Source organism: Falsiruegeria mediterranea M17, from assembly GCF_900302455.1.
Lineage (GTDB): Bacteria > Pseudomonadota > Alphaproteobacteria > Rhodobacterales > Rhodobacteraceae > Falsiruegeria > Falsiruegeria mediterranea.
Genome location: NZ_ONZG01000004.1, coordinates 30,834 through 56,107, shown reverse-complemented (window position 1 = coordinate 56,107; position 25,274 = coordinate 30,834). Strand labels below are relative to the sequence as shown.

Sequence of the window (25,274 nt, the reverse complement as noted above, 5' to 3'; positions counted from 1 at the left end):
AGCGGATAGGAAAAGGGCCCCAGCATTTCGCTGAGGCCCTTTTCTGAATTTATGCAGGTTTCCTTAACCGTCCTTTCGGATGGTTTCGTTCTTGGGATCGTAGGGGCTGTCACAGGTCACGACACCATCCCACAGCTTGTCCTGCATCTTGACCTTCACCTTTGTACCCTCGACCGCCAGTTCAGGCGGCAAATAGCCCATGCCGATCGATTTCTCGAACGCGACCGAGTAGCCACCCGAGGTCAGACGGCCAAGACGGGTCACGCCATCCTCGGCATAGATCACTTCGCGGCCCCAAGGATCAGCATCGGCGGGGCCGTCGATCAGCACGGTGCAGCATTTGAAGCGCACACCGGTTTCAACCATCTTGTCCTTGCCGTGGAACTCCTTGGACAGGTCGATGAAGCGCGGCAAGTCAGCCTCGGCCGGGGTCGAGTCGCGGCCCAGTTCGGTGCCGAACGCGCGATAGGATTTCTCCTGACGCAGCCAGTTTTGGGCGCGCGCGCCAACCAGTTTCATACCGTGCTTCTCGCCCGCCTTTTCCAGCAGGTCGAACAGGTAGTTCTGCATTTCCATCGGGTGATGCAGTTCCCAGCCCAGCTCGCCGGTATACGCCACGCGGATCGCATTCACGGGACACATGCCCAGTTCGATCTGACGGGCCGACAGCCACGGGAAGCGCTTGTTCGACAGTGCGGTTTCCGGATCGGCGTCGTTGATGACCTCTTTCAGAACGTCACGCGACTTGGGTCCGGCGATGGCAAAGACGCCCCATTGCGTGGTGACATCTTGAATCTCGATGTAGCCGAACTCTTCCATCTTGTCTTCGGCCGCCTTACGCAGGAAGTCGGCATCATACTCGGTCCAGGCACCGGCAGAAACAAGGTAGTAGTTGTTCTCGCCGTTGCGCACGATGGTGTATTCGGTGCGGGTCGTGCCATGGCTGGTCAGCGCATAGGTCAGGTTGATACGGCCGACCTTGGGCAGTTTGTTGCAGGTGAACCAATCCAGGAACTGGGTTGCACCGGGGCCTTTGACAACGTGCTTGGTGAACGCGGTTGCGTCGATCAGGCCAACGCCTTCGCGGATCGCCTTGGCCTCATCCACAGCATGCTGCCACCAGCCGCCACGGCGGAACGAGCGCGCATCGTGATCGTAGGTCTGCGGTGCATCCAGCGGGCCGAAATAGTTCGGACGCTCCCAGCCGTTGACCCAGCCGAACTGTGCGCCGCGCGCCTTTTGGCGGTCGTAGGCCGGTGCGGTGCGCAGCGGACGGCAAGCGGCGCGCTCTTCATCCGGGTGGTGCAGGATGTAGACGTGCTCATAGCACTCTTCGTTCTTGCGCGCTGCAAACTCGGTGGTCATCCAGTTGCTGCTGTAGCGTTTGGGGTCGAGCGAGGCCATGTCGATCTCGGCCTCACCATCGACCATCATCTGCGCTAGATAATAGCCGGTGCCGCCCGCAGCAGTGATTCCGAACGAGAAACCTTCGGCCAGCCACATGTTGCGCAGACCCGGCGCCGGACCAACCAGCGGGTTGCCGTCAGGGGTGTAGCAGATCGGGCCGTTAAAATCGTCCTTCAAGCCGCTTTCGGCACAGGACGGCACACGCTCGGCCATCGCCATGTACTGATCCGCGATCCGGTCCAGATCCAGCGGGAACAGGTCGGCACGGAAGCTGTCGGGCACACCGTGCTCGAACTGCGCGGGCGCGCCGTGCTCATAGATACCCAGAATCCAGCCGCCGCGCTCTTCGCGCGCATAGCTCTCGTTGTCGGCATCGCGCACAACGGGGTGCTCGGGGTTGCCGGCTTCACGCCATTTGACCAGCTCGGGGTCTTTATCCATGACGATGAACGTGTGCTCGACCGGGATAGCGGGCATCTTGATGCCCAGCATCTTGGCGGTCCGCTGTGCATGGTTGCCAGATGCGGTCACGACGTGCTCGGCGGTGATCACCACCTGCTCGTCACTTGCCACCAGATTGCCGCCCTTTTCCACCATCTTGGTGCAGGTGACTTCCCAATGCGTGCCAGTCCAGTGGAAGGCATCGGCCTGCATCTTGCGGACGATGTCGACGCCGCGCTGACGGGCACCCTTGGCCATCGCCTGGGTCACGTCGGCGGGGTTAATATAGCCATCTTCGGTGTGATAGATCGCACCTTTCAGGTCGCTGGTCTCGATCAGCGGCCAGCGCTCCTTGATCTGCTCAGGTGTCAGCCACTCATAAGCCACATCACAGGTTTCTGCGGTCGAGGCATAGAGCATGTATTCATCCATGCGCTCTTGCGTCTGCGCCATGCGCAAGTTGCCGACCACGGCGAAGCCTGCGTTCAGGCCGGTCTCTTCTTCCAACTGCTTGTAGAAATCGACCGAGTACTTGTGGATGTGCGTGGTGGCATAACTCATGTTGAACAATGGCAGCAGGCCAGCCGCGTGCCAGGTCGAGCCGGACGTCAGTTCGTCCCGCTCGATCAACATGACGTCATCCCAGCCTGCCTTGGCCAGGTGATAGGCAATCGACGTACCGACGGCACCACCGCCGACGACCAGTGCTTTGACTTGGGTTTTCATATCCGGGCGACTCCCCTTGAAATTTGCTGTCTCCATATGAAGGAAAGCGAGCCCCAAGCGCGACAATCATCCGACCTGTGATAAGGGAAAAACGACGCCGCGCCGGGGCTGGCTGTCGGTTTCCCGCTTTCGGCGTCAGTTTTGTACGATTTTGCAGCGCTTGACCGCGCCTTGCATGACGCAGTTCGATCCGCTGAATCCACCCTTGTTGACACGCACTTCGACCGGTTTCCCGGCAGCTTGATCGGCTGCGACCTGTGTCCCACCCAGAGACGGCAGGCTGTCCAACAGACCCGAAAGAAATCCGGGTTCGTCCTCGGTGGGTGCGACAGCTGCGTGTTGGGTGTCGGATGTTTCGGACAAAGGTGCCGCGTCGGCCTTGCGCCGATCCGCTTCAAACAGGCTTGAAACCGCCTGGCCGTAGCCAATTTGCAGAAGATCCTGATTTTCGAACACCGCCCCACCCGTAATGTCGACTACCCCATCCTGGTTGAAGCCGGACACGAAGGTGTTCACCATCAATGCGCCCATGTCCATGTTCTCGATCTTCTCCATCGAGATCTTGGTCTGCATGTTTGACGCTTTGCGATACAGGTCATTCATCTGCTCGGCCCGCTGAGCCTGCTCGTCCGCCGCCAGAACATAGCCAGCCCCAACTGCTGGTACGGGATGTTTAAGCACAGCGTTCAAGGCCGCATAGTCCAGGTTACCCAGGAATCGGCGGATCGTTTCGTCACTGGCGTCTGTACGCAGGCGGATCACCACTTCTTCGTCAAATCCGATGCGCCCGGCCAGATTGCGATACCCCAGCGGTTCGTCCGTCGGGTTCAACATGCTGCGGGACACCTCGACATAGCCCACGCCGTCGAAAACGGCATAGCCTTCGGTCTGCTCCATGCCGTTGGAGAAGGCCATCATGTTGCCCATGGCAAGGCCCGCCACGGTGTTGCGTTGCGCTTTGGGCTTGAAGGTAATGTCGAGCCACAGGGTCTCTGCCCCGTTGCTGTAGACACGCCCCGAGCGATCCAGGATACGCGCTTTTGCGGCATTCCCGCTACGTTCTGCCGCGTAGAGGTCCGTCGTCGAAAGCGTGTTTGCAACCGGCGTGGGCTTGAAGCTCAATGCCTTGATGACTGGAGCCTCGTCGTACTGGGTGAAACTGTAGCTGGCCCACCCCTCGGGTGGGGCGGGCATGAAGCCTTGCCCGCCTGCGGCCCAACGATCCTGTCGATCGGATTCCGCCTTGGCGGTTTGGCGGTCAGCCAGAAAACCTGCGTATCGGTCGTTCAGAGTTTGAAAATACTCGGAGGCCCCAAATGGGCCGTCGGCAGCTTTGGATTGGGTATAGACGTCGACGCCAACGGCCACCGCGCCACAAACGACAACAAATCCAATGGTGTTTGCAATGCTCATCAATGAATACTCGCACAAGGTGATCGGATAAGATCAACCTGCGTTAGAATTCTGGCAGGGCTTTGGCAAAACCGGATGGAAATGTGGCATTTCCCTAGTCGGGCAGGATTTTTCCAGGGTTCATGATGTTGTCAGGGTCCAGAGCCCTTTTGATCGCCGCCATATAGGTGGTCGCTGCCCCCAGTTCCTTGACCAGATAGGGGCGTTTGCCCTGACCGATTCCATGCTCGCCGGTGCAGGTACCATCCATCGAGATGGCCATATCGTTCAGCCAGCTCACGAACTCTTCGGCTTTGACCACCTCGCCTTCGTTTTCCATGTCGATCAGCAGCAAGGTGTGGAAGTTGCCGTCGCCCACATGGCCCACCGTTGGAGCCACCAGACCCAGGTCAGCCGCCTTGTCCTGCGCCGCGGTCACGCATTCCGCCAAACGCGAGATGGGCACGCAAACATCCGTGGAAATCCCGCTGGCACCGGGGCGCAGCTGCAGCGACGCCCAATACATGTCGTGTCGGGCCTGCCACAGCTTGCTGCGTTCTTCGGTCGACGTGGTCGAGGCAAAATCGCTGCCGCCGAACTCTTCGGCAATCTGACCAAAGGTTTCGGCCTGTTCGACAACACCCGCGTCGGACCCGTGAAACTCGAGCAGCAAAAGCGGTGTTTCCGGCAGGGTCAGCTTGGAATAATCATTGGCCGCCTTGACCGACAGCGCATCCAGTAGCTCGATCCGGGCCACGGGGATACCGTACTGGATGGTCATCATCACCGCCTGACAGGCTGCATCGACCGAGGGGAAGGAGCAGCGGGCCGAGCTGATCGCCTCGGGGATGCCTTGCAAGCGCAAGGTAATCTCGGTGATCAAACCGAGCGTGCCCTCGGATCCCACCAACAGACGGGTCAGGTCGTAACCCGCTGACGACTTCTTGGCGCGTTGCGCGGTGCGGATCACCTGTCCGTCGGGCATCACCGCCTCGAGCGCCATGACGTTGTCCTTCATCGTGCCATAGCGCACGGCGTTGGTGCCGGAGGCCCGGGTCGAGGCCATACCGCCAAGCGAGGCATTGGCGCCGGGGTCGATGGGAAAGAACAGACCCTGATCGCGCAAATGGGTGTTCAGGTCTTCGCGGGTCACCCCCGGCTGCACGACACAATCCAGATCGCCTGCATTGACGGCCAGGATCTTGTTCATCTGGCTGACATCGACCGAGATACCGCCTGCAGGCGCGTTCACATGCCCTTCCAAAGAGGTGCCGGTGCCAAAGGGAATAACCGGCACCTTGTGTAGGGCGCAGGTCTTGACGATCTGCGCCACCTCTTCGGCGGTTTGAGGAAAGACCACAGCGTCAGGCGACTGATTCTCGATCCAGGTGGTGGTGTGACCATGCTGCTCGCGAACCGAAGCGCCAGTTTGCAGCCGGTCGCCAAATTGTTGCTTTAAGATACCAACAACCGTTTCGATACCGGTTTCATTCCGCGGCAGTGTTGTAGCTTGGACCATGTGTCACTCCATCCCCTCGTATTGTCGTGACAATACGCATGGTAGTTGTCATGTCAACTAACTTGCAAGTCACTCTCCCAAAGCGATCCCTTCACGCCGTGGATCAGCCCCGCCTTTGAGCGTTTCGCCAATCTCGATGGCATGCAAGCCGGAAGTCAGGTCGCGCAGGTTCACCTTGTAACCCATTTCTTCGAGCGGGGTTTGCAACGCTTCGGCGTCAGTGCCCTGCTCAATGTCATAGGTGCCAAAACGATTGACCAGATGCGGTGCCGACAAAGCCTGTTGCACATCCATTCCCCAATCGGCCCAGCCCACGATCGCCGTTGCGACATAGCCGATGATCCGGCTGCCACCGGGTGAGCCGATGGCCAACACCGGGGCGCCGTCCTGCATGACAATCGTCGGGCTCATGGAGGAGCGCGGGCGCTTGCCCGGCTCCAGCCGGTTGGCAATCGGCACACCATCTCGATGGGTCCGGAACGAGAAATCAGTGAGTTCATTATTGAGCAGGAACCCATTGGTCATCAGGCGCGAGCCAAACGCGTTTTCGATGGTGGTCGTCATCGACAACACGTTTCCATATTGATCCACGATCGAGATATGCGAGGTCGAGGGAAGCTCGATCGCCTCATCATTGGCCCAGTTCAGTGCATGGTCGAATTCTGGATTGCCCGGGGCCACCTCGGGCAAGGCATCATCGCCTGCCAACAACTTTGCCCGCTCGGCCAGATAGTCCTTATCCACCAAACCGGCGGTCGGCATGGGAACATAATCGCTATCAGCCATGTAGCGACCCCGATCTGCAAACGCCAAGCGCGAGGCGTCGCCGATCAACCGCCAGCTTTCGGGGTTTTCAGCCCCCAGAGCCGCCAGATCATAACTGTACAGCATGCCAAGGATCTGCCCCACCGTCAGCGCACCAGACGAGGGTGGGCCCATGCCACAGACATCATACGCACGATAGGCCGCGCAGACCGCGTCGCGTTCCTTGACTTGATACAGTGCCAAATCTGTTTGCGACAACACGCCGGGGTTGCCCTCGGCCCCGCGCACAGTGGCCACGATGTCAGCCGCAATCGATCCAGTATAAAACCCATCGGCTCCCTTGGCCGCTAAAACATTCAACGTCTGCGCATAAGCAGAGTTGGTCAGAACGTCACCGACCTGTAACGGAGCCCCACCGGGCAGGAAATACTCGGCCGTTGTCGGGAACCGCGCCAATCGTTCGGCGTCCCGTTCAACCAGACCCGCAAGGCGAGGCGACACTTCGAACCCCTGCTCTGCCAATTCGATCCCGGCGTCAAACAAGCTGGGCCAGGATGCACGACCCCACCGGCGATGCGCCTCTTCCAACAGCGCAGGCGTCCCGGGCGTACCAACCGAACGGCCGCCAACGACCGCTTCAAAGAATTTCAGCGGCTCGCCCGCCTCGTTCTGGAACAGACGCGGGGTTGCCGCCAAAGGCGCGGTTTCGCGCGCATCCAGCGTCGTCAAGCTCTGGGAAGCGCCATCATACCAGACCAAGAACGCTCCGCCGCCAAGGCCAGAGGATTGCGGTTCGACCAGTCCCAGAACCGTCTGTACGGCCACCATCGCGTCGGCGGCGGTCCCTCCGTTTCGAAGAACCTCGGCGCCTGCTTCGACAGCATGTGGGTTCGCGGCCGCAACCATCCAGTTTTGCGCTTCTACAACTTGGCCATCCCGCTTGGCCGAGACGGCCGCTCGCGCTGCCTCGGACAAAGCTTGGATTTGACCGGAAGTGGCTGCTTCGGGAGCAACGCTATCTGCTGTTTCTTGTGCCCAAACGGCTGATGCCGTCATCATCATAGAGACACAGAGCCCTGACTTAACCATCTTACTCATCCCAAATCCTCCGGTTTCAAATCTCTTGAATGCAACCCTAAGGCATTTTGCGTCGTCGCCAAGAACCCTCTTGCACCAGAATCACACATCGGCTGAAGTTCTCTCAAAACCAGTTTTGCCGAGGTATCATGTACACGTTTTTGAGTGTTGTTGTCGCATCCACAGTCATTGCCTCAAGCACATTTGCCAAATCGCCACCCGTGCAAGTGCCATCCAACGCGCCCCCGATCATATCGGATTACAAAAGCCGGATGGGGGCCAACAATCTCCCTCGCTCAAGTCGACATCAGGGCTTGGACGTGGGTGGGCCAAACGGCATGGCCATTCTGGCCGCGGCCGATGGTGCCGTGAAAGAAGTTGATGTCGGAACGTGCTGGGGACCAACAATTGTCATCGACCACGGGCTCGGACCGGACAGAAAGCCCCTGATTGCAGCCTACGGGCATCTTGGCCCGGTTTCGGTGAAGGCAGGACAACGCGTGAAACGCGGGCAAGTGATCGCGAAACTTGGCAACAACCATAAGGAGTTTCGGTGCATCGTCGGGGTTCGACACCTGCATTTTCAACTGGGACGAAAGTGGCGGTCAGGGGCCAAAGGCACATATTGGGGGCATGTCAGATACCTGGTCGACGGCAAGAAGGGCGTGAACCCGCATCTCTATTGGGCGGACGGGCCAGGCAAGGTGACTTGTTTTCAAAAGGGAAACAGCTACCCGCAAGGCACCCTGACATATCCGGCGCCCTGCAAATAAAGCGCGCTGGGATTACAGCATTGCAGGCACGACCTGATCTGGCGGCCGGTGGCCGTCTTCGAAGGTCTTGATGTTGATGATGACCTTTTCGCCCATCTCGATCCGACCTTCGACGGTGGCCGAGCCCATGTGCGGCAACAGCACCACGTTGGGCAGTTCACGCAAGCGCGGGTTCACATCCGTTCCGTGTTCATAGACATCCAAGCCGGCGCCCGCGATATCGCCGCTGCGGATCATACGGGTCAGTGCGTTTTCGTCGATCACCTCACCGCGCGAGGTGTTCACGATTACCCCGGTCGGCTTTACCAGCTTCAAACGGCGCGCATTCATCAGGTGGAAGGTACTCGGCGTCGATGGGCAATGGATCGACAGAATGTCCATGCGGGCAACCATCTGATCCAGGCTTTCCCAATAGGTCGCCTCCATCTCTCGCTCGGTTTCGGGACGCAGGCGACGGCGGTTGTGATAATGCACTTGCATGCCAAAGGCCGCCGCGCGCCGCGCCACGGCCTGCCCAATCCGACCCATGCCCAGAATGCCCAGACGGCGACCGCCAAGACGCCCGCCCAGAAATGCCGTCGGCGCCCAACCGTTCCAGTCGCCCTTTTGCATCGTGCTCATGCCTTCGGGCAGACGGCGGGTGACCGACAGAATCAGGGCCATCGTCATATCCGCGGTGTCATCGGTCAGAACACCAGGGGTGTTCGACACCAGCACCCCACGCCGTCGCGCGGTTTCCACGTCGATGTGATCCACACCGGCCCCATAATTGGCAATCAGCTTCAACCGTTCACCGGCCTGCCCGATCAGACCGGCATCAATCGTATCGGTCACCGTGGGCACCAGGACGTCGGCGTCTTGCACTGCCTCGACCAGTTCGGACCGGGTCATCGGCGTGTCGTCGTCGCGCAAGCGCACATCGAACAACTCACTGAGTCGGGTTTCGACCGCTTCGGGCAACCGTCGCGTAACAACAACACTCAGACGTTCTCTTGACACTTCCGCTCTCCCAGGCTTTTCAAACAGCTCCGCGCCATGTCATCGTGGCGCAGGAACAGGCGGGGCACAAGAACCCCATGCGCAAATGACGCAGCCTTTTTTGACAGAGCAGTCGAGTATTCGGGCAGGCAGGCAGTGAAACATTCGAGTTCGATCCATCGCCGCGTTTTGGCGGCAATTTCAAGTATTTCAATCGCTCTTGTCGCGACCGTGACCCACGCGCAGGACAAACGTGGCCCGGTGACGAACCTTCCGCTGCCACGCTATGTCTCGATGAAGGCAAACGAGGGCAACGTGCGGCGCGGGCCATCTTTGACCCATCGCATCGACTGGGTGTTCAAACGCCGCGACATGCCACTGCAGATTACCGCCGAGCACGGCCATTGGCGCAAAGTACAGGACCGCGATGGTGCCGGCGGCTGGGTGCACTACGCGCTGTTGTCAGGCGCACGCACGGTTCTTATCGAACGCGACATGATGCCGGTGCATGCCCGCGCGGATGACAACGCACCCGTCACTGCGCATTTCGAGTTGGGCGTCGTGGCCCGTCTGGGCAGCTGCTCGGCCGAATGGTGCCGCATCTCGGCTGGCGGCTATCGCGGTTGGGCCAGCAAGGAAAACCTTTGGGGCGTCGCCCCCGAGGAGGTGCGGGACTGATCCCTCAGCCCCGCGCTCCACATCACGACGTCTGCGCGATGAAGTCATTGGTGAGTCGCGCCAGTTCCGGCCCCACATCCTCTTGCAGGAAATGACCGGCATCCGGCAGGATCGTATGCGGTTGCCCTGCTGCGCCGGGGCACAGTTTCTGGAACACCTTGTCGACCCCGGCCATGATCTTGTCATCGGCACCAAAGGCGGTCAGTATCGGCGTATTCAGCCCCTGCAACACGCCCCAAGCCTCGCGGTTGGCCTGAGACGAGGGGTTGTCGGGACTGTCAGGCACCAGAACCGGGAACTGCCGCGCGCCCTCCTTGTAACTTTCATCCGGGTATGGCGCGTCATAGGCCGCGACCTCTTCGTCTGTCAGCTTGCTGGTTGTCCCACCATAGACGATGCGACCCGCAGGGAATTCCGGCACCTCTTGGCTGAACGTGCGCCAGGCCTTGAACGCCTCGCCCATCGGTTGATCCCCGGTCGGCAGGGCGGTGTTGGCCACGACGACGCGGGCAAAACGCTCGGGCATCTCAGCCCACAGGCGCAGGCCAATCAGCCCACCCCAGTCCTGACAGACCAAGGTGATGTTGTTCAGGTCCAATCGGCGGACAACCGACCCCATCCAGCCCACGTGCCGTTCATAGGTGTAATCAGAGCGTTGGCTCGGCTTGTCCGACCGACCAAACCCAGCCAGATCCGGTGCAATGACCCGATGCCCGGCGCCGGCAAACACCGGAATCATGTGTCGATAGAGATACGACCAACTGGGTTCGCCGTGCATTGTCAGCACCGGGTCGGCGCCTGACGGCCCCTCGTCCAGATAGTGCACCCTCAGGCTGCCGCCTTCGGTGTCATCAACCTCCAGATAGTTTGGCTCAAACGGGTAATCCTTGAGCCCTTCGAACCTTTCGTCCGGCGTGCGCAATGCCTTCATGGTCTGTTCTCCTCCTGTTGCGATTGAGCCTAGCATTCGCCTCGTGTCCCGCTAGGGTGAACGTCGCGACAGTTTTCCAAAGGACATGCAGATGAAAGCGATCACCTACAGCGCGTTTGGTTCGGCCCGCGAGGTTCTGACCCTGGTGGACATGGACTGCCCTGCCCCCGGTCCGGGCGAAGTGACCGTGAACATCACCATGTCCGGCGTGAACCCATCAGATGTCAAATCACGCGCAGGTCGCCCGGGCCTGGATCGCCCTATGTTCGACAAGATCATCCCGCACAGCGACGGCGCCGGTGTCATCTCGGCCGTAGGTGACGGTGTGCCTGCATCGCGCGTCGGGGAACGTGTCTGGCTCTGGAACGGCCAATGGAAACGTGCCCATGGGACCGCTGCCCAGCAGATCAACCTACCCGCGGAACAAGCTGTTCCCCTGCCCGCTACAGTCAGCGACGAAGTCGGGGCCACCCTGGGCATCCCGGGCCTGACCGCGACGCATGCCGTGTTCAATGGCGGCGACATCCGCGACCAGACCGTGCTGATTCATGGCGGCGCGGGCACCGTGGGATATCTTGCCGTGCAACTGGCCAAATGGGGCGGCGCGCGCGTGATCACGACAGCCCGCGGCGCAGGGCTGGATCGCGCCAAGGCCGCGGGTGCGGATGTGGCCCTCGACTACAGCGCACCGGATCTGGCACAGCAAATCCTGGCCGCCAACAATGGCCAGCCGATTCCCAAGATCATTGATGTGGAACTGGGTGTGAACATAAACATAGACGCCGAAGTGATTGCCGAAAACGGTCGCCTCAACGCCTATGGTTCGGCCAAGGACATGACCCCCGCCCTGCCGATCTTTCCGTTGTTGTTCAAAGCGGTGACCCTGGAAATCGTTCTCGTGTACCTGCTGACACCGACCGAACGCCGCTTTGCTGTAGACACTTTGACAGCGGCGCTGACAGCTGGCGCGCTGCACAGCCCCATCGAACAGGTCTTTCCGCTGGAGCAGGCTGCCGCCGCGCATGAGGCCGTTGAAGCAGGCAATCGCACCGGCGCAATCCTGCTTTCTACAGGCGCTTAGGAAGACCGGAAAAAATTTGCAAGCCGAGGCGATTTTTTTGCCTCGGACCTCTTGCGCCCTTCGAACACTCGGCGTAGACAGCCGCTCACCGTTGGGGTGTAGCCAAGTGGTAAGGCAGCGGTTTTTGGTACCGTGTATCGTAGGTTCGAATCCTACCACCCCAGCCATCCTCTTACAGATGATCCGAGCAAGTAGTCGCCGCCCTCGAGGCTGACGAGAATGCCCCCGTTTATGCCCCACTCAGGACCTCCGTATGGAGGGGGATATCTCTCCTATTAATAGGTATAAGTAATGGATAAGAAGAATATAGGGAGAGAGAAGGTCCTGAGTAGGAGCTCCTGGAAGGGATCCCCCGCCAGAGAACCTCTCACAGAGTTCCCCATCAAGAGGCCCTAGCATGACTGACCATAACATTAACCCTTGGCATTCCAGACCCATAGACGTGCATAAGTGGTCAGATCATCCAGAGGTGAAGGGGCTTGTGGACAGGATCTGGGAGGGGTTTCTGGGAGAGGTCATTAGCGAGAAAACTAGAGGGCCGAAGCCTAAGATGGCATTCAGGAAGCAGCTCAGGGTGCTGATCCTGGACTTGTATGTGGCGTGGTTGGATGATCCGGAGTTGTGTATCGGCGTGTCTATGTCAGCAAAGCGCAGGAAACGGACTTTGCAAACTCGCTCCTGCGGATCCCCCGCCAGAGGCCTCGACGGCCAGTCTAGGCCATTCATATACCTTCTCTATGTTGCAGTGCGGTTTGTCGAACCAGTCAAACGCGCACCTTGCAGCATTTCATTAGTCGCAAAATTGGCAATGCAAACTTTGTCATTCTAACTCCAAGAATGAATGGATTCTTTTTAAGGCTTGCCAGAAATTCTTGGATGAACAAAATCGGGTTCCATGCCTGCTTTTTTCATCGCGATCCCGGTCAAAAACTGAAACATCGTACGGCGAACCAGGCGGGCAGTTTGTTGCCCCTTGTTGTCGTAGAACGGATTGAACTCGACAAAATCAACGCCCACGATCGTCTTGGTCGCTGCGAATTCACGCAACATTGGGAACAGATCTTCGGGGTGCGAACCGATCGGCGATGAAGACCCCGTGCCGGGTGCATAGCTCATATCAAAGGTGTCGATGTCGAAAGAGACATAGACAAGATCGATGTCTTTGAGGTCTTCGTAGATCTTGTCGAAGGTTTCCTCGACGCCATCGCGGCGAATTTCGTGGATGTGATAGACTTTCCCGCCCTCGGCCAGGACTTGATCCCAGTCCCCTTCGCCAAAGACAGGGGTGGACATGCCGTATTGGATCACATTGCTGCCATCGACCAGGCCCTCTTCGACGGCCATCGTCATGAAGCTTCCCGAGTGGTAGTAGGCCCCGAACTTGCCTTGTCCCCGATCCAGGTGGACATCGAAATGGACAAAGGCCACGTTGTTGCGCCCATAGACATCGACGATCCCACGATAGGTTCCGTTCGGAACCGAATGATCACCGCCCACGATGAATGGAATTGCGCCGACCGCCGCGATCTCGCGTGTCATTCTGCGAATTTCTTCGAGCGTGTGAGACTGGTTGTAGGCATTCATCCCGGCATCACCGTAATCAACAGCGTTGAGGACAGTGAACGGCGCCAGCAGAGTTTCATACTCGACCCAGCTCAGGGGGAACTTGGGATCGCCGTATCCGCCATAGTCCCGTGTGGTGCGGATCTCGGCCGGGGCCCACATGTTGCCTGCCGAATGCGGCAGTGCGCCGGTGGGGGCGCCGAAAATGGCGACATCAACCTCTCCGGCGACAAGATCTTCGGGACGCAAAGCCACAGGCAGCTTGAAGAAGGTTTGGATGCCAACGGGTTCCATCTGCAGCTGGTAACGCTGGATATCAATCGGCCCGGCTTCGCCTCGGCTGCCCGTACCTTCGCGCAGGTCACGCCAGATGTTGGTGGATTTGTCCTGCTTGATGTTCATCTTGCTCGGATCATCCTGGTTGATGTGCGGCATCGGTGCAGGGTCTTCTTTCGGCGCGGCGTCAACGATGTCTTTGAGCATTTGCGCTGAACCCTGGGATGAAAACGCACCAAGCGACGCTATCAGCGTCGTGACACCAAGGAGTGCTGAAACCTTCATCTTCTACCCTTCCCATGAAAAATCACATCTAAAGTCAGTGCCATGGTGCAAGGAGTCGCTATCCCCTCGCTACGTAATTTGTGCAATCCGGCCTCAGAAGCTTGGAAAAATGCGGTTGTCAGCTGCCGTATCGGCAAACCAAAGTATCCGCATGATACGTCAGCGAATTTTTTTGAATACATCGGACGAGATCAGCGAATTCCTGTTTGACGCGACAGGTATGATTCCCGGCTACACGCAGTACTCGGCCGGAGCCGCAGATCTGGAGTATGACATGGTCGATCTGGACGGGATTACGTTGCTTTGGGCACGTGGCACATCTCATTGTCGATGGCTGGATCAGATGTCCGACGACGGGCGTGTTCATTTCGGGTTCATTGTCAGCGCCGGAAGGGGGGCGGTGTCTTTGGGGCACGAGCTGACCCCTGAAGACGCCATGCTGTTCCTGCCAGGGCAAGAGATGGACTATGTCTTTCTGGGGCCGGTCGTGACATTGGAGATCGGCGTCTCGCGCGAGATTGCCGATCAGTTGGGCTGGCAAATGTTTGGCGCACCGTTGAGCAAGCGCCCATTGCCATTGCTGCAACAGCTTGAACGCGTCTGTCGGCATGCGACCAGGACCGCCAGCAGCCACCCCCTATCTGATGCCCAGCTTGCTGAGTTGAAAGCTGCCGTTCTCGATGCGCTTGAAGTGGCACTGACGCCTTGGTTGGAGGAGGATCCAACCATAGCGCAATTCGTCGACAGCGGCAGTCCCGCTTATCGCGTTTTGCAGGATTTGGATGACTTGCTTATGCATCCCGACGCCGTTGATGTCGACGTCGGCGATATGGCCCACAGATTGGGTGTGTCCCGCCGAACCCTTTTTTATGCTTTGCGCAAGTCCGCTGGGCTGACACCGCGGCGCTACCAGGAACTGCTGCTCCTCAGGCGGTTGCGACAGAATTTGCGGGACGCCAATGTTGGGAACAACACCGTCACGCAACTTGCCTCTGAGTTGGGGTTCGGGGATTTGGGGCGGCTGTCGGGCAAATACCACAAGCAATTCGGTGAATACCCGCACGAAACTCTGCGAAACTAAACCTCGCTCAGATAGGCACGCCGTAAGGTTTCGCTTGGCAACTCACCAAACGTTCGGCGATAGGTACCGGCAAGCCGCCCCAACTCTGAAAACCCATGTTCGTTGGCAAGTACTGTCACAGAGGCCGACTCGGGTGTCTCTTTCAGCAGGTGGGAGCGCAGGGCGTTCAACGAGGCGTCTCGCAGAATTCGCGCGGCCCAACCTCAATTGCGTGTACCCAGCCAAGTTGCCGGAAAACAGCAATCAACGAATCCGAACATTCGAATAATACTTGCGAAACTGGCAAAAGACACCTTCAATCGAGACGTCTTTTGTTACCAGGGGCGATGAAATGAGCGCAACCGAACCCAAACCAGAAAACACTTCTGCGTCGCGCGGGTTCCTTTCGTATTTTGTTCGCGAGCCTTTGGTCCACTTTCTGGCCCTGGCAGGACTGTTGTTTCTGATGCAAGGCTTGTTTGCCACGGACAAGCGCGACCTCATTGTAGTCGATGCCCAGACACAGAAGTTCTTGTTTGAACAAGAAGAAGAGCTTCAACTGCGGTCCCTGTCGGAAGAAGAGAAGGCCGACATCATATCAAACTTCATCGAAGAGGAGATCCTGGTTCGTGAGGCCGTGAAACGCGGCTTTTCGGACAGTTCGCGCATTCGGGCGCTGCTTTTGCAAAATATGCGGTTCTTTATCGCCGGCGACATTTCTGAACCAAACGAAGCAGAGCTGCAGGCCTATTTTGAAGCTAATCTGGACCTCTTCGAAAGCCCCCCAAGCCTGGACTTCGATCATGTCATGTACGAGGCGGGCAAGCCAGTTCCTGCGGATGTACTGGAGCAGCTCAGGTCAGGCGTGGACCCAGACACGCTAGGGGATGCGGATCTGGCCTTTGGCCGCTCTATCCGCTTCATGACACAAACGCGGATAGCACAAGTCTTTGGCCGTGATGCGGCCTTGGAGGTGATTGCCGCGAGCGCCGACAGCGACGCGTGGCATGGCCCCTTTGTGACGCCTTCGGGCTCGACGCACTTCCTGCGCGTTATCCAACGACACCCCAAACGATTACCTGATTTCGAAACGGCCCGAGACTGGATTTCGACACGGTGGCTCGCGGATCAATCCCGCGCGATGCTTGATCAGGAAATCAAAGCCGTGGCGCCAGGCTACAAGATCGAGATCGAACCCGTTCAGGAGGGAGAGCCCGGTGCTTAAGTGTTTTTGGGTTGCCCTGCTGGCATTCGTTCTCAACGTGTTGCTACCCACCCCACCATCCGTGGCGCATTCTTTGGGTGTTGACCGGGCTGAACTGATCGAAACGCGACCGGGCGAATACCGCCTGACCGCAAAAGTCCCGCGCCGGATCGCGCCCGCGATTGTCACTCCAGCTTTGCCGGAACACTGCGCCCTAACCGGTTCTCCCAACGGTGAGAGAGGCGGCTATGCGGTCGTGTTCACCTTTCAATGTGCGCCAGCCCTGACTGCTGATGATACGTTGGTTCTGCCCTGGAAACGCGAGGGCGCATTGCTGACCGTTCGTTGGCTGGGCCAAGAGCCAGTATCCCGTTTGGCAAAGCGCGAAGGAAACGTGATCGAGGTCGCCCTTGCTGAATGGCTGGCTGGTTCAGGCACGCCGCTCAAGGCAGCAAAGCGTTATACGATCTTGGGTATCGAACACATCTTGATTGGTATCGACCATTTGCTCTTTGTGCTCGCCTTGCTGTTCGTCGTCGGCGGCGGGTGGATGCTGGTCAAGACCATCACCGCCTTCACGGTTGCTCATTCCATTACTCTGGGCCTTGCCACTTTAGGGTATGTGTCCCTGCCATCTGCACCGGTCGAGGCTGCAATTGCTCTATCCATTGTCTTTTTGGCGTCAGAAATCATTGGGCACGCCCGCGGACGCCAATCTCTGACCTTTAAGGCACCCTGGTTGGTCGCATTTGCCTTTGGGTTGCTGCATGGACTGGGCTTTGCCGGAGCCTTGTCGGAAATTGGCCTGCCCCCAAGCGAAATTCCCGTCGCACTCTTGTTCTTTAACGTCGGCGTCGAAATCGGGCAGCTTTTGTTTGTTGGCGTTGTCCTGACACTGACATGGCTTCTCTCGCAGCTTGCGCTTTCAAGTTGGTGGACAAAAGTTGTGCAGGGCGTTGTTGTTTACGCCATTGGCACGGTTGCAGCATACTGGCTCATAGAGCGAACTCTATCGATGTTTGCTTGACGAAGTAACTTTGACCCAATGCCATCGAGAGCGCTCTGGTCCACCAATTTTGCAAAACCCCGTAGCGGAGCACTGGTTGACATCAATGTGGGTCTCAGCTCAGCAACAATTCACCTCGCACTTCAATGGCTGCTTTCAAAGGTTCTCGGAAAGAAGCGAGCCAGGGCAGCCAACGGTTATTCCGCGTCGACGATCAGGAACGATCGACAACGCAGGTTGTGTCCGCTTTGGGCTGTGAGCTGACGTTTCCAGTCCTAGCTCCTTAGCAAGCCTCATAGTTGAGTATCGTTAGAGCGAGTTGCCCTCGTAGGGGCTGATGATCCTCCCAGTCCGTTCCTGGAATTTCAGCAACCGCTGGACATAGCCTGCACAGGCATTCTGCTCACTCTCGTAAACTGCCCAGCGCAAGTCGTGGACGTGCTTCTGCAATGCGCCTTCATTCACATCCTCGAACTCCTCGCGCCCAGGAAAGTTGTAGGACATCCGAAGGGGCCTCCCAGTCACTTCTTCCGATGCATACAGCATGACTTGCCTGAGTTCTCCAACATGCCGACAATCTACGATGTAGCTGTCATGAACAGACAAGACCGGGACGCCCTTCTGGGTGAAGTGGTTGTGGATCAGGGAGGTGATCTCGCTGTCCTTCCGCATCAGCTGGATACCCTGATCCGAGAACAGGTGGGCCTCCAGACACGGGTTCCTGGAGAGAACAGCACCTAAGAGAACCTCCAACTCGTCGTTGCTCATCTCTTTTCCGGCATTCCCACTAGGGAAGCTCTGCCTGAAAGCCTTATAAGCAGACGACTTTTCCTTCGCGTTGATCGCAGTAAGCACTAAACGCTTGGCTAACATCCTCAAGGCTTTTGGCGGTAATCCCTTGATATTAATTCCCTCAACAAGGTATGGATCTTGATCCAGGGCTAGCCCTTCTTGAGCGTAGATCATCGCTACATGTAGGCCCTCATAGTCCGCTTCGATCGTCGGTTCATTGTTGATCGTGATTTTGGACCGCCAGCCACTGTCGATCTGCTGCCACCAGCCACCGTAAAACCGGCCATGCATGTCCCAGACACTGCGACTGAAGATGCGCCTGGTGCGCTTGTTGTGATCTCCGATCCGAATGCGTCGCATGTCATCACCGTCACCACTAGGTGCAACGGGAAGATCGGCCCTGATTTCCAGCACCGGTTCTTCCAGAGAAGGGATGTCGATGAACGAATTGGCTATCAGCTCATTGTATGCTGCGAGTTCCTCACGCCAGCGGTATGTGTCAGGGGTGTCCGTATATTCGATTTGCTTCTTGTTGTCGTTCTTGAGGATGATGATTTCTTCACCCTCAGCTCTCCCGATATCGTCACGCTCGAACTTGGCTTGGGCGAACCATGCCTGTAGCTTAGCGGACGCCCTAATGCGAGTTGTCCGATTGGCTCTTGCGCCAGCGCCACCGTAACTCCCTCGTGCGAGATCAAGCAGACCTGCCTCGTGGAGGGCCTTGATGATCGGAACGATCTTCTTGGATATATGCAGTGCATTGTATCTGGAGTTAGTGTCCCACGAGTTCACCGACATAGACACGCCGATACACAACTCCGGATCATCCAACCACGCCACATACAAGTCCAGGATCAGCACCCTGAGCTGCTTCCTGAATGCCATCTTAGGCTTCGGCCCTCTAGTTTTCTCGCTAATGACCTCTCCCAGAAACCCCTCCCAGATCCTGTCCACAAGCCCCTTCACCTCTGGATGATCTGACCACTTATGCACGTCTATGGGTCTGGAATGCCAAGGGTTAATGTTATGGTCAGTCATACTAGGGCCTCTTGATGGGGAACTCTGTGAGAGGTTCTCTGGCGGGGGATCCCTTCCAGGAGCTCCTACTCAGGACCTTCTCTCTCCCTATATTCTTCTTATCCATTACTTATACCTATTAATAGGAGAGATATCCCCCTCCATACGGAGGTCCTGAGTGGGGCATAAACGGGGGCATTCTCGTCAGCCTCGAGGGCGGCGACTACTTGCTCGGATCATCTGTAAGAGGATGGCTGGGGTGGTAGGAATTCCAGCCCGATGATCCCTTTCTTCACCTTACCCTGCCAGAGAGCCAAAGTGGGGCATTCCTGGGGGCCTTTCTATGGTGGAACACCCTTGGGACAGGTCCTGTGAAAGGGGTGCTGTAGAGGCCACAGAGAGGGCCTCTGGGTGGGTGATCAGTGGAAACGGTTCACTCGGTGCTGAACACGGGTGCAGGCCTGAACAGTGCAAACGATCGACCGAACCATTGCTGTTGGAAAAGAATGATTGCTGAACATCGAAACCTCCTAACGTTGACCTTACGTTAACCTGATTCGAGATTGGGCTCTGTAAGCAGGGTCACACAAGGTCACAGGAATAGCTTGGTCATGGTGGTATTTCTGGTCCGAGGGACCCTGTCGGGGAATAGGTACTAGTAGTGATAGCAGGGAACCAGAGTGAGCGGGGGAGGAACCCCGGTGGTGGAGGTCTGTCAGGCATGGTCAGACAAAAAAAGGGAGGAAACCCCGCCTGGATAGCCTCGTGGGGAGGATCCAGACGGGGGGTAGGTGGTTGGGTGGCTTATGCAGCGATCAGGTCGTCAGGTGCCGTTACTTCGCAATAGGTCGGCATCTGGTAGAAAACCGCATTCTTTCTGGGACGGGTTACCGCTGTGTAAAGCAGGCGCTTATGATTCACCGGCGACAACCAGTGAGGCTTTCGGAGTACCGTCCCGGTATCGATGTAGATCGTATCCACGGAACGCCCCTGGCTCTTATGCACAGTCGCAAGTGCGGCCAACTCGAAGCGATTGATCTCATCTATCCAGACGAGAATCCGATGTGCATCGTCATAGCTAAGCTTGCCCTTCCGATGAAGGCTCATCATCCGCGAACTCAGTTTACCAGCATCCTTCTCCTTATCGAGAATGAAGGCAGTCTTGTCCGTCTCAGCGAAATGTAGTGTGTCACCAACGACCGTGAGACTGCGAGTTCGACTGACGCAACCCGGTACATCCGGCAGAACGCGGGTGTGACGCTCAACGTGACGAACCGTCAACTGTTCTCCATTGCGGAACTTGTCATCAGTCTGCTTGCTCATGACAACGTCTCCCGGGCATAGTTTGTCATGATCAACTTGACGGACCTTCTTCCTCAGCCTGCGAAGTGCTGTGTTGTCGGAGGTCACCGCAAGAAGATCGTTTCCGTTCGCGTAACCTTTAGTCAGATCGCGCATCCACACGTTGCCCGCGACAACCTGCACTCCGCTACCACCGAACAGACAGGGCAGTTCTTCATCTGGACGGTTCTCGGTAGAATCACGAAGCATCTCGCCAAACTGGAAAATGTCGCTGTCTTCGGAGAACCTCATGCTATGGTTAAGCGTGATGGTGCCGAAGCCCTGCTCGGTGATAACTTCGCGGCCTTGAACCGGCGGCAACTGGAAGCGATCACCGCTTTAAACGACGGGCAAATTGAACTCCGTGGCATAGTCTTCGATTGCGTCGAAGAGGAATTTATTCACCATCGAGAACTCATCTACAATGATGATGTCCACGTCACCAAATGAACCTGATTTCACCTCACCCGAAGCCATTCTCGAAAGGGCGACATGGGCAGGTACGTAGCCTTCGATGTCCTCAAGGTTCTGATCCTTGAATTTGTACCATCCGATGGCGCTGTGAATTGTCGTGACCTTGTGGGAGGTGCCGATAAGCTCTCGCTCCAAAACGGCTTTGGCCGGGTGGGTCGGGGTAAGAAAGAGCGCCTTTCTGCCTGTTACGGCCTTGGTGACAGCATAGGTCTTCCCAGATCCGGCGCGCCCTGACACCACAAGTCGATCACCGCCTTGCATACCTGCAATTGCCCGCGCCACATTTAGCTGTTCATTGTTAAGTTTATTCATGGTTTATGTCCTTGCAATACTGCTGCAATTGCTCCGAAAATCGGGCGCAACAGTCCAAAATTCATCGATAGAGATCGAGTTGCGTTTCCTAGTCCAAGGAAAGGCAGATGGAATAAGCGAAGAGTGCAAACTCTTCCTTGTAAGGATCTATTTATTCATAAGTGAGATTCCTTCTCACGTACCCGCAACGTAGTTTGCCTCGGTAATCGGGGCTTGAACCACTGGCGATAGCACAAAACGGCTTGAGAGGCGGGCTGGTCTCTCACCCTCGGAACTCAAAGGAAATCTCCTTACTTCCTCCATGCTTCGGGGCGACTGTCACATAGGCATTCTCAGATTGGATGCAAGTAATTGGTGAAAAAATGCTGAAACTATTTTGTTACCGCGCCCGAGGCCTCGGAAGACCTCGGACGAAGTACTGTCTATACCCCCGGCGACCGACTGGCCGCCGAGGGAAAGTGTTAGTTCGGCATTCGTCGGTCCACCACATAATCCGCCAGCCACTGCCAGTAGGCATCGGCACCAGCGAAGCCTTGAGCCCTTGCAGCCAAGTTCTCCGCCTCAGAACGAGAAAGGCCGCCATCGTACTCTGCGATAGCGGCCCTTTCCTCGAAGGCATCAATGTCGGGTATCCGGCTCATGGCGAACACCCCGCTGGCAATCTGATCTGATCGACGATCGACCGCTTCTGTTCGTCCGAGATACCGGCAGAGTATATGCTGTAGGTGATCCCGTTCTCAGACCGGGCTGACTTGTGGCCAACGATGCTGGCGGTGAAGTGCTCCGGAACGCCTGTCCGCTCACACTGGGTGATGAACCACTTGCGGGTGGAGTGGAACACCAAACCTTGCCTGTCGATGCCCAGCGACTGCCTGAGCTTGGCGAAACGCTTGGTGATATCATTCACCTTCAGGTCAGGGAACAGGGGTCCAGCGCTGGGCAGCTTTGCCATAACCGGGTCAAGGGCTGGATGAACAGGAACCTGACGTTCTGCTGCGTCGGTCTTGAGTAAGCGAAGCTGGTTCGGGCGAACAAGGAAGAAGCCACCGAGGTTGCCCTTGATCACCAGATCCTCCCTGAGCAGGCCCGCAGCCTCCCCGGCTCTCATGCCTGACAAGAGGCAGATCGACAGGACATTGCCAATGACAGCATCAGCCAGCTCCCAAAGGTGCTTTACCTCCTTGTCAGAAGGCACAGCGTAGGGCTGGTGCCGAACCTTGGCCTCGAACCGCACGGAGGAGAACGGGTTAGCCTCAAGGTCGCCCTGGTAGACACACCAGTCCAGCCAGTGACAGACCTGAGACCAGATACGCCGCTGGGTCCGACCCGTGATCCTGGCCTTGCTCTGAGATGACCAAACCACCGAAGCATCCAGAGACATGCCCTGTGTCTTCTGTGACTTGCCGATGGTGGGGCTGAGCTGGGCAATCAGGGACAGGAACTCCCGCCCATCCTCCCGCGTCAGGTCCACCAGCTTCCTGTTCCCGTACTTGGACCAGAACAGTTCGATGGAGTAGCGGACCGACTTGAACCCACCGGGCCGAAGCTCCGACTGGCGCTGGATGAGGTAGCGTCTGGCCGCCTCCTGGACCGTCACCTTGGGCTGGATCACCTGATCGTACCGAACAGGCTCAGAGTGCTCCAGAGTGGCCCGGAGACGAGCAAGGGCGAGTTCCGATGGGGTGGCCCATTCCGAGGAGGAAGCGTCCGAGACCGCGTCTCTCTGTGGCAGAGACAGAGCCCCTGAGAGCACTTGATCCACGGTCTCCTCGTAGCGGACATTCACCTCAGCAGCCCTCTGTCGGGCGACCTTGGCATCACTGGTCTTCAGTGACTGCTTCAGGGCCTGTTGTCCGAGGAGTGCAGCGACCTCCTTGGGGTAGTTCCGCCTGTAGAGCCAAGTCTGACCCTTTAGATAGGCATAGCGAATTCGGGCAGACGACATGGTCTGTTCCTTTCATGTTGGATTGTTGGGGGTGAGTCAGTTAGCGGCCCTAGAATGGACGCGCAGGATCAGATCGAAATCTGGCTCTCCGTATTCGTTCTTGAGGGGGCCTGTGATCGAGTATCCGGTGACAAGGTCTTCGTAGACCTCATCAACGCGGAACAGGTGCTCGGGCCAGTCTTCCCCGGCACGAATGACGACAATGTCGCCTTCCCTGAGATCGAGATAAGCCATACTTAGACCCTCCTCATCAGGAGGTCAGGCAGGACAGCCCCGAGCGTGAAGCTGAAGGGCAAGGGGAACGGGATTGGTTGGAGCCAGTCAGGCAGTCCAGCCAGCACCAGAAGGACCACAGCAAGGACCTCTTGTATGGTCAGCCGAAGGTCGTAGCGCCTCCGCAGACCCCAGGCCAAGGCCAGCCGGAAGCCGACCCCAGTCGCCATAAGCAGCGTGTAGGTTGCAAACATCTATACATCTCCATGAGAGTTTCTTTTGTATAGATGCCTGGGATTGCTCGATTTTTCAGATGCGCGACGGGTTAGTTGTTTCCTCCGCCCAATTTCCCTCGCACCCATACCGTCGCTGAAGTGATACTAGCTATGGGTACATTCGCAGCTCGCTTGATTGCACTGTAGGTCGAATTCTCTTGGTCCAGAGCGGCAACTATGCGTTCGATTGCCATCTCTTCCCGTTCGTCTAGCTTACCGTCCGCTTCCGCGATTTCCGTCAGCAGCGCACTTAGCCCCTTCTGGATTTTGGAAAAGTCACAGTCCGGGTTCGTTCTAGCGAATTCAGCGAGCGTCGCAGCCATATCAATGATCCGCTGTTCTTCGGTCGTCTCTTCCAGCAGGTCTAGGGCGATGCTTGTGTAGATGGGGTCGAAGCCCCACTCTTCGACAAAGTAATCAGCAATGACTAGACGCTCGCGTTCGTGGATGTGCCCATCAATGGACGCCACTTTCACGGCCAAACTGCCGACCAGGTCCATGAATGAAGCCCCGAGAACATCAATTGGAGTGTTCAGGAAGCGCGGTATCTCGTCGACGCGACTTCCGTAGTAAGTGCGGAAAAGACGGTTCACTCCATAGAAGAGACCGCCAGCAGCTGCGCCTGCTCCTACTACCCAACCTATGGGCGTTGCTGCCGCTCCCAAGCCAAAGAAGGTGGCTAAACCTGAAGCGGGAAAAAAAGTGGTTGCCACAACACCTGAACCCGCGATGGCAGCCCCATCTCTGGCGGCACTACCGACATTCCACAGCTCGCCTAGTAGGTCGGCTACCTTAAGAGAGCTGAATGCGCCTGCGCCTGCGCCGATACGCGCCTTGAACTTCTCTGAGTTGGCGACGACACATTCGACATCGTCGAAGTTTTCAATCTGACTTTCAATAAAAGACACTGTTCATTCCTGTATCGTTGGTCCCAGAACCCCGAATTCCACGGCAACGCGGTCCATTGCTTCCTTCATCGCGTTTTGGCGAATATCCTCGACAACTCCCGCTCCAATACCCAGGAGATACATGAGTTTTTGAAATGCAACCACAATCCCAAGAACTGTGGGTCCTGCACCCGCTGTGATTACAGACAGTATAGTCGAGAGGATTGTCGCAACAATTAGGCCTAGGGTTGAGTGCGGAAACTTATGAACAAGGGTCATAGCGATTTGCAGAACTCTTCTTCCTACCGCAACAATGACCTCACCTACCTTCACAGTAATCTTCGCTACATCGTAAAGGAGGGCTTTAAGGTCAGCTGACAAGTCTGTCTGATCAAGAAATGCTTTGACCTTTCGCAACGGGGGTGCTGTTTGGATTCTTTCTAATGCCTCTTCCAATGTGAGATTCTTCTTATCAATTCGCTCATCCATGCTCGCCTCAGGTTTTCTGTGCCAAATAATTCAGAGAATAGGCCCACGTGTTCAGCCCTGTATTGACTTGGATCACATTGATCGGAGAGCAGGAGACAGAGTACTCAACCACCGGGGTTCCTCCCCCCCCCCTCTCACTCTGATCCCTGCTATCATTACTAGTACCTATTCCCCGATAGGGTCCCTCTGACCAGAACTACCTCCCCAGAGACTCCACCAAGAGGCCCTCTCTGTGGCCCCTACAGCACCCCTTCCGGAAGGCCTAGCCCAAGGGTGTCCCACCATAGAAAGGCCCCCAGGAATGCCCCACTTTGGCTCTCTGGTATGGGAAGTCGAAGAAAGGGATCATCGTGCTGGAATTCCTACC

The 25,274-nt window shown here is 57.3% G+C and carries 21 protein-coding genes and 1 tRNA gene; 7 read left to right on the top strand and 15 right to left on the bottom strand.

What is annotated here, in order from left to right; translation table 11 throughout:
• Nucleotides 1–63 precede the first annotated feature (63 nt).
• The 4 genes from TRM7615_RS08750 to ggt form a co-directional block, all read right to left on the bottom strand.
• The gene (locus TRM7615_RS08750; protein WP_108786561.1) at nucleotides 64–2,574 is read right to left on the bottom strand and encodes a GcvT family protein; all 2,511 of its coding nucleotides are present in this window, start codon (nucleotides 2,572–2,574) and stop codon (nucleotides 64–66) included.
• Nucleotides 2,575–2,709: 135 nt separating this feature from the next.
• Nucleotides 2,710–3,987, bottom strand: coding sequence for a hypothetical protein (locus tag TRM7615_RS08745; RefSeq protein ID WP_108786559.1), 1,278 nt, complete (start codon nucleotides 3,985–3,987; stop codon nucleotides 2,710–2,712).
• A 94-nt stretch (nucleotides 3,988–4,081) separates the two neighbouring features.
• The gene (locus tag TRM7615_RS08740; RefSeq protein ID WP_108786557.1) at nucleotides 4,082–5,485 is read right to left on the bottom strand and encodes an FAD-binding oxidoreductase; all 1,404 of its coding nucleotides are present in this window, start codon (nucleotides 5,483–5,485) and stop codon (nucleotides 4,082–4,084) included.
• 69 nt (nucleotides 5,486–5,554) lie between these two features.
• The gene (gene ggt, locus TRM7615_RS08735; RefSeq protein ID WP_370739796.1) at nucleotides 5,555–7,339 is read right to left on the bottom strand and encodes a gamma-glutamyltransferase; all 1,785 of its coding nucleotides are present in this window, start codon (nucleotides 7,337–7,339) and stop codon (nucleotides 5,555–5,557) included.
• Nucleotides 7,340–7,476: 137 nt separating this feature from the next.
• Here ggt and TRM7615_RS08730 point away from each other — a divergent pair, with 137 nt between their 5' ends.
• Nucleotides 7,477–8,100 carry a M23 family metallopeptidase gene (locus TRM7615_RS08730; RefSeq protein WP_108786553.1) on the top strand — a complete coding sequence of 208 codons (624 nt, stop codon included), beginning with the start codon at nucleotides 7,477–7,479 and terminating at the stop codon, nucleotides 8,098–8,100.
• A 12-nt stretch (nucleotides 8,101–8,112) separates the two neighbouring features.
• Here the strand turns inward: TRM7615_RS08730 and TRM7615_RS08725 are convergent, their stop codons facing one another.
• Complete coding sequence (locus tag TRM7615_RS08725) at nucleotides 8,113–9,099, bottom strand: 2-hydroxyacid dehydrogenase (protein ID WP_108786551.1); 987 nt, start codon at nucleotides 9,097–9,099, stop codon at nucleotides 8,113–8,115.
• 135 nt (nucleotides 9,100–9,234) lie between these two features.
• Between TRM7615_RS08725 and TRM7615_RS08720 the strand changes: the two genes are divergently transcribed.
• A complete protein-coding gene (locus TRM7615_RS08720; protein ID WP_108786549.1) occupies nucleotides 9,235–9,756 on the top strand; it encodes an SH3 domain-containing protein in 522 nt (173 codons plus the stop codon).
• A gap of 22 nt (nucleotides 9,757–9,778) precedes the next feature.
• Here TRM7615_RS08720 and TRM7615_RS08715 read toward each other — a convergent pair whose 3' ends face one another.
• The gene (locus TRM7615_RS08715) at nucleotides 9,779–10,687 is read right to left on the bottom strand and encodes a haloalkane dehalogenase (RefSeq protein WP_108786547.1); all 909 of its coding nucleotides are present in this window, start codon (nucleotides 10,685–10,687) and stop codon (nucleotides 9,779–9,781) included.
• A gap of 91 nt (nucleotides 10,688–10,778) precedes the next feature.
• On the opposite strand from TRM7615_RS08715, the gene TRM7615_RS08710 reads away from it, so the two are divergent.
• Entirely contained in the window at nucleotides 10,779–11,768 is a 990-nt protein-coding gene (locus tag TRM7615_RS08710; protein ID WP_108787257.1) for an NADPH:quinone reductase, read from the top strand.
• Between the two features lie 92 nt (nucleotides 11,769–11,860).
• Nucleotides 11,861–11,935 (top strand) — tRNA-Gln (locus tag TRM7615_RS08705).
• A gap of 685 nt (nucleotides 11,936–12,620) precedes the next feature.
• Here TRM7615_RS08705 and TRM7615_RS08695 read toward each other — a convergent pair.
• Complete coding sequence (locus TRM7615_RS08695; RefSeq protein ID WP_108786543.1) at nucleotides 12,621–13,892, bottom strand: arginase family protein; 1,272 nt, start codon at nucleotides 13,890–13,892, stop codon at nucleotides 12,621–12,623.
• A gap of 151 nt (nucleotides 13,893–14,043) precedes the next feature.
• Here TRM7615_RS08695 and TRM7615_RS08690 point away from each other — a divergent pair, with 151 nt between their 5' ends.
• From TRM7615_RS08690 to TRM7615_RS08675, 3 genes are all read left to right on the top strand, one after another.
• On the top strand, nucleotides 14,044–14,973 hold the full coding sequence (locus tag TRM7615_RS08690; protein ID WP_165821399.1) for a helix-turn-helix domain-containing protein: 930 nt from the start codon (nucleotides 14,044–14,046) through the stop codon (nucleotides 14,971–14,973).
• Between the two features lie 331 nt (nucleotides 14,974–15,304).
• Nucleotides 15,305–16,177, top strand: a complete 873-nt coding sequence (locus TRM7615_RS08680) for a peptidylprolyl isomerase (protein ID WP_108786539.1) — start codon at nucleotides 15,305–15,307, stop codon at nucleotides 16,175–16,177.
• Nucleotides 16,170–17,183 carry a HupE/UreJ family protein gene (locus TRM7615_RS08675; protein WP_207775225.1) on the top strand — a complete coding sequence of 338 codons (1,014 nt, stop codon included), beginning with the start codon at nucleotides 16,170–16,172 and terminating at the stop codon, nucleotides 17,181–17,183. Before TRM7615_RS08680 ends, TRM7615_RS08675 begins: the two co-directional genes overlap by 8 nt.
• Before the next feature lie 288 nt (nucleotides 17,184–17,471).
• On the opposite strand, the gene TRM7615_RS08670 is transcribed toward TRM7615_RS08675, so the two are convergent.
• The 8 genes from TRM7615_RS08670 to TRM7615_RS08630 all read right to left on the bottom strand — a co-directional run bounded on the left by TRM7615_RS08670 (nucleotide 17,472) and on the right by TRM7615_RS08630 (nucleotide 24,907).
• Complete coding sequence (locus tag TRM7615_RS08670) at nucleotides 17,472–18,992, bottom strand: hypothetical protein (protein WP_108786537.1); 1,521 nt, start codon at nucleotides 18,990–18,992, stop codon at nucleotides 17,472–17,474.
• A gap of 783 nt (nucleotides 18,993–19,775) precedes the next feature.
• Complete coding sequence (locus tag TRM7615_RS08665; RefSeq protein ID WP_125133661.1) at nucleotides 19,776–20,633, bottom strand: C-terminal helicase domain-containing protein; 858 nt, start codon at nucleotides 20,631–20,633, stop codon at nucleotides 19,776–19,778.
• Nucleotides 20,634–20,651: 18 nt separating this feature from the next.
• On the bottom strand, nucleotides 20,652–21,098 hold the full coding sequence (locus TRM7615_RS08660; RefSeq protein ID WP_108786533.1) for an AAA family ATPase: 447 nt from the start codon (nucleotides 21,096–21,098) through the stop codon (nucleotides 20,652–20,654).
• 461 nt (nucleotides 21,099–21,559) lie between these two features.
• Complete coding sequence (locus TRM7615_RS08655) at nucleotides 21,560–21,739, bottom strand: hypothetical protein (protein WP_108786531.1); 180 nt, start codon at nucleotides 21,737–21,739, stop codon at nucleotides 21,560–21,562.
• On the bottom strand, nucleotides 21,736–23,043 hold the full coding sequence (locus tag TRM7615_RS08650; RefSeq protein ID WP_108786529.1) for a DUF6538 domain-containing protein: 1,308 nt from the start codon (nucleotides 23,041–23,043) through the stop codon (nucleotides 21,736–21,738). Before TRM7615_RS08650 ends, TRM7615_RS08655 begins: the two co-directional genes overlap by 4 nt.
• A 36-nt stretch (nucleotides 23,044–23,079) precedes the next feature.
• The gene (locus TRM7615_RS08645) at nucleotides 23,080–23,277 is read right to left on the bottom strand and encodes a hypothetical protein (protein WP_108786526.1); all 198 of its coding nucleotides are present in this window, start codon (nucleotides 23,275–23,277) and stop codon (nucleotides 23,080–23,082) included.
• A gap of 304 nt (nucleotides 23,278–23,581) precedes the next feature.
• Nucleotides 23,582–24,439: a TerB family tellurite resistance protein gene (locus tag TRM7615_RS08635; RefSeq protein ID WP_108786524.1), complete on the bottom strand. Its 858-nt coding sequence runs from the start codon at nucleotides 24,437–24,439 to the stop codon at nucleotides 23,582–23,584.
• 3 nt (nucleotides 24,440–24,442) lie between these two features.
• Nucleotides 24,443–24,907: a hypothetical protein gene (locus tag TRM7615_RS08630; RefSeq protein ID WP_108786523.1), complete on the bottom strand. Its 465-nt coding sequence runs from the start codon at nucleotides 24,905–24,907 to the stop codon at nucleotides 24,443–24,445.
• Between the last annotated feature and the right edge of the window lie 367 nt (nucleotides 24,908–25,274).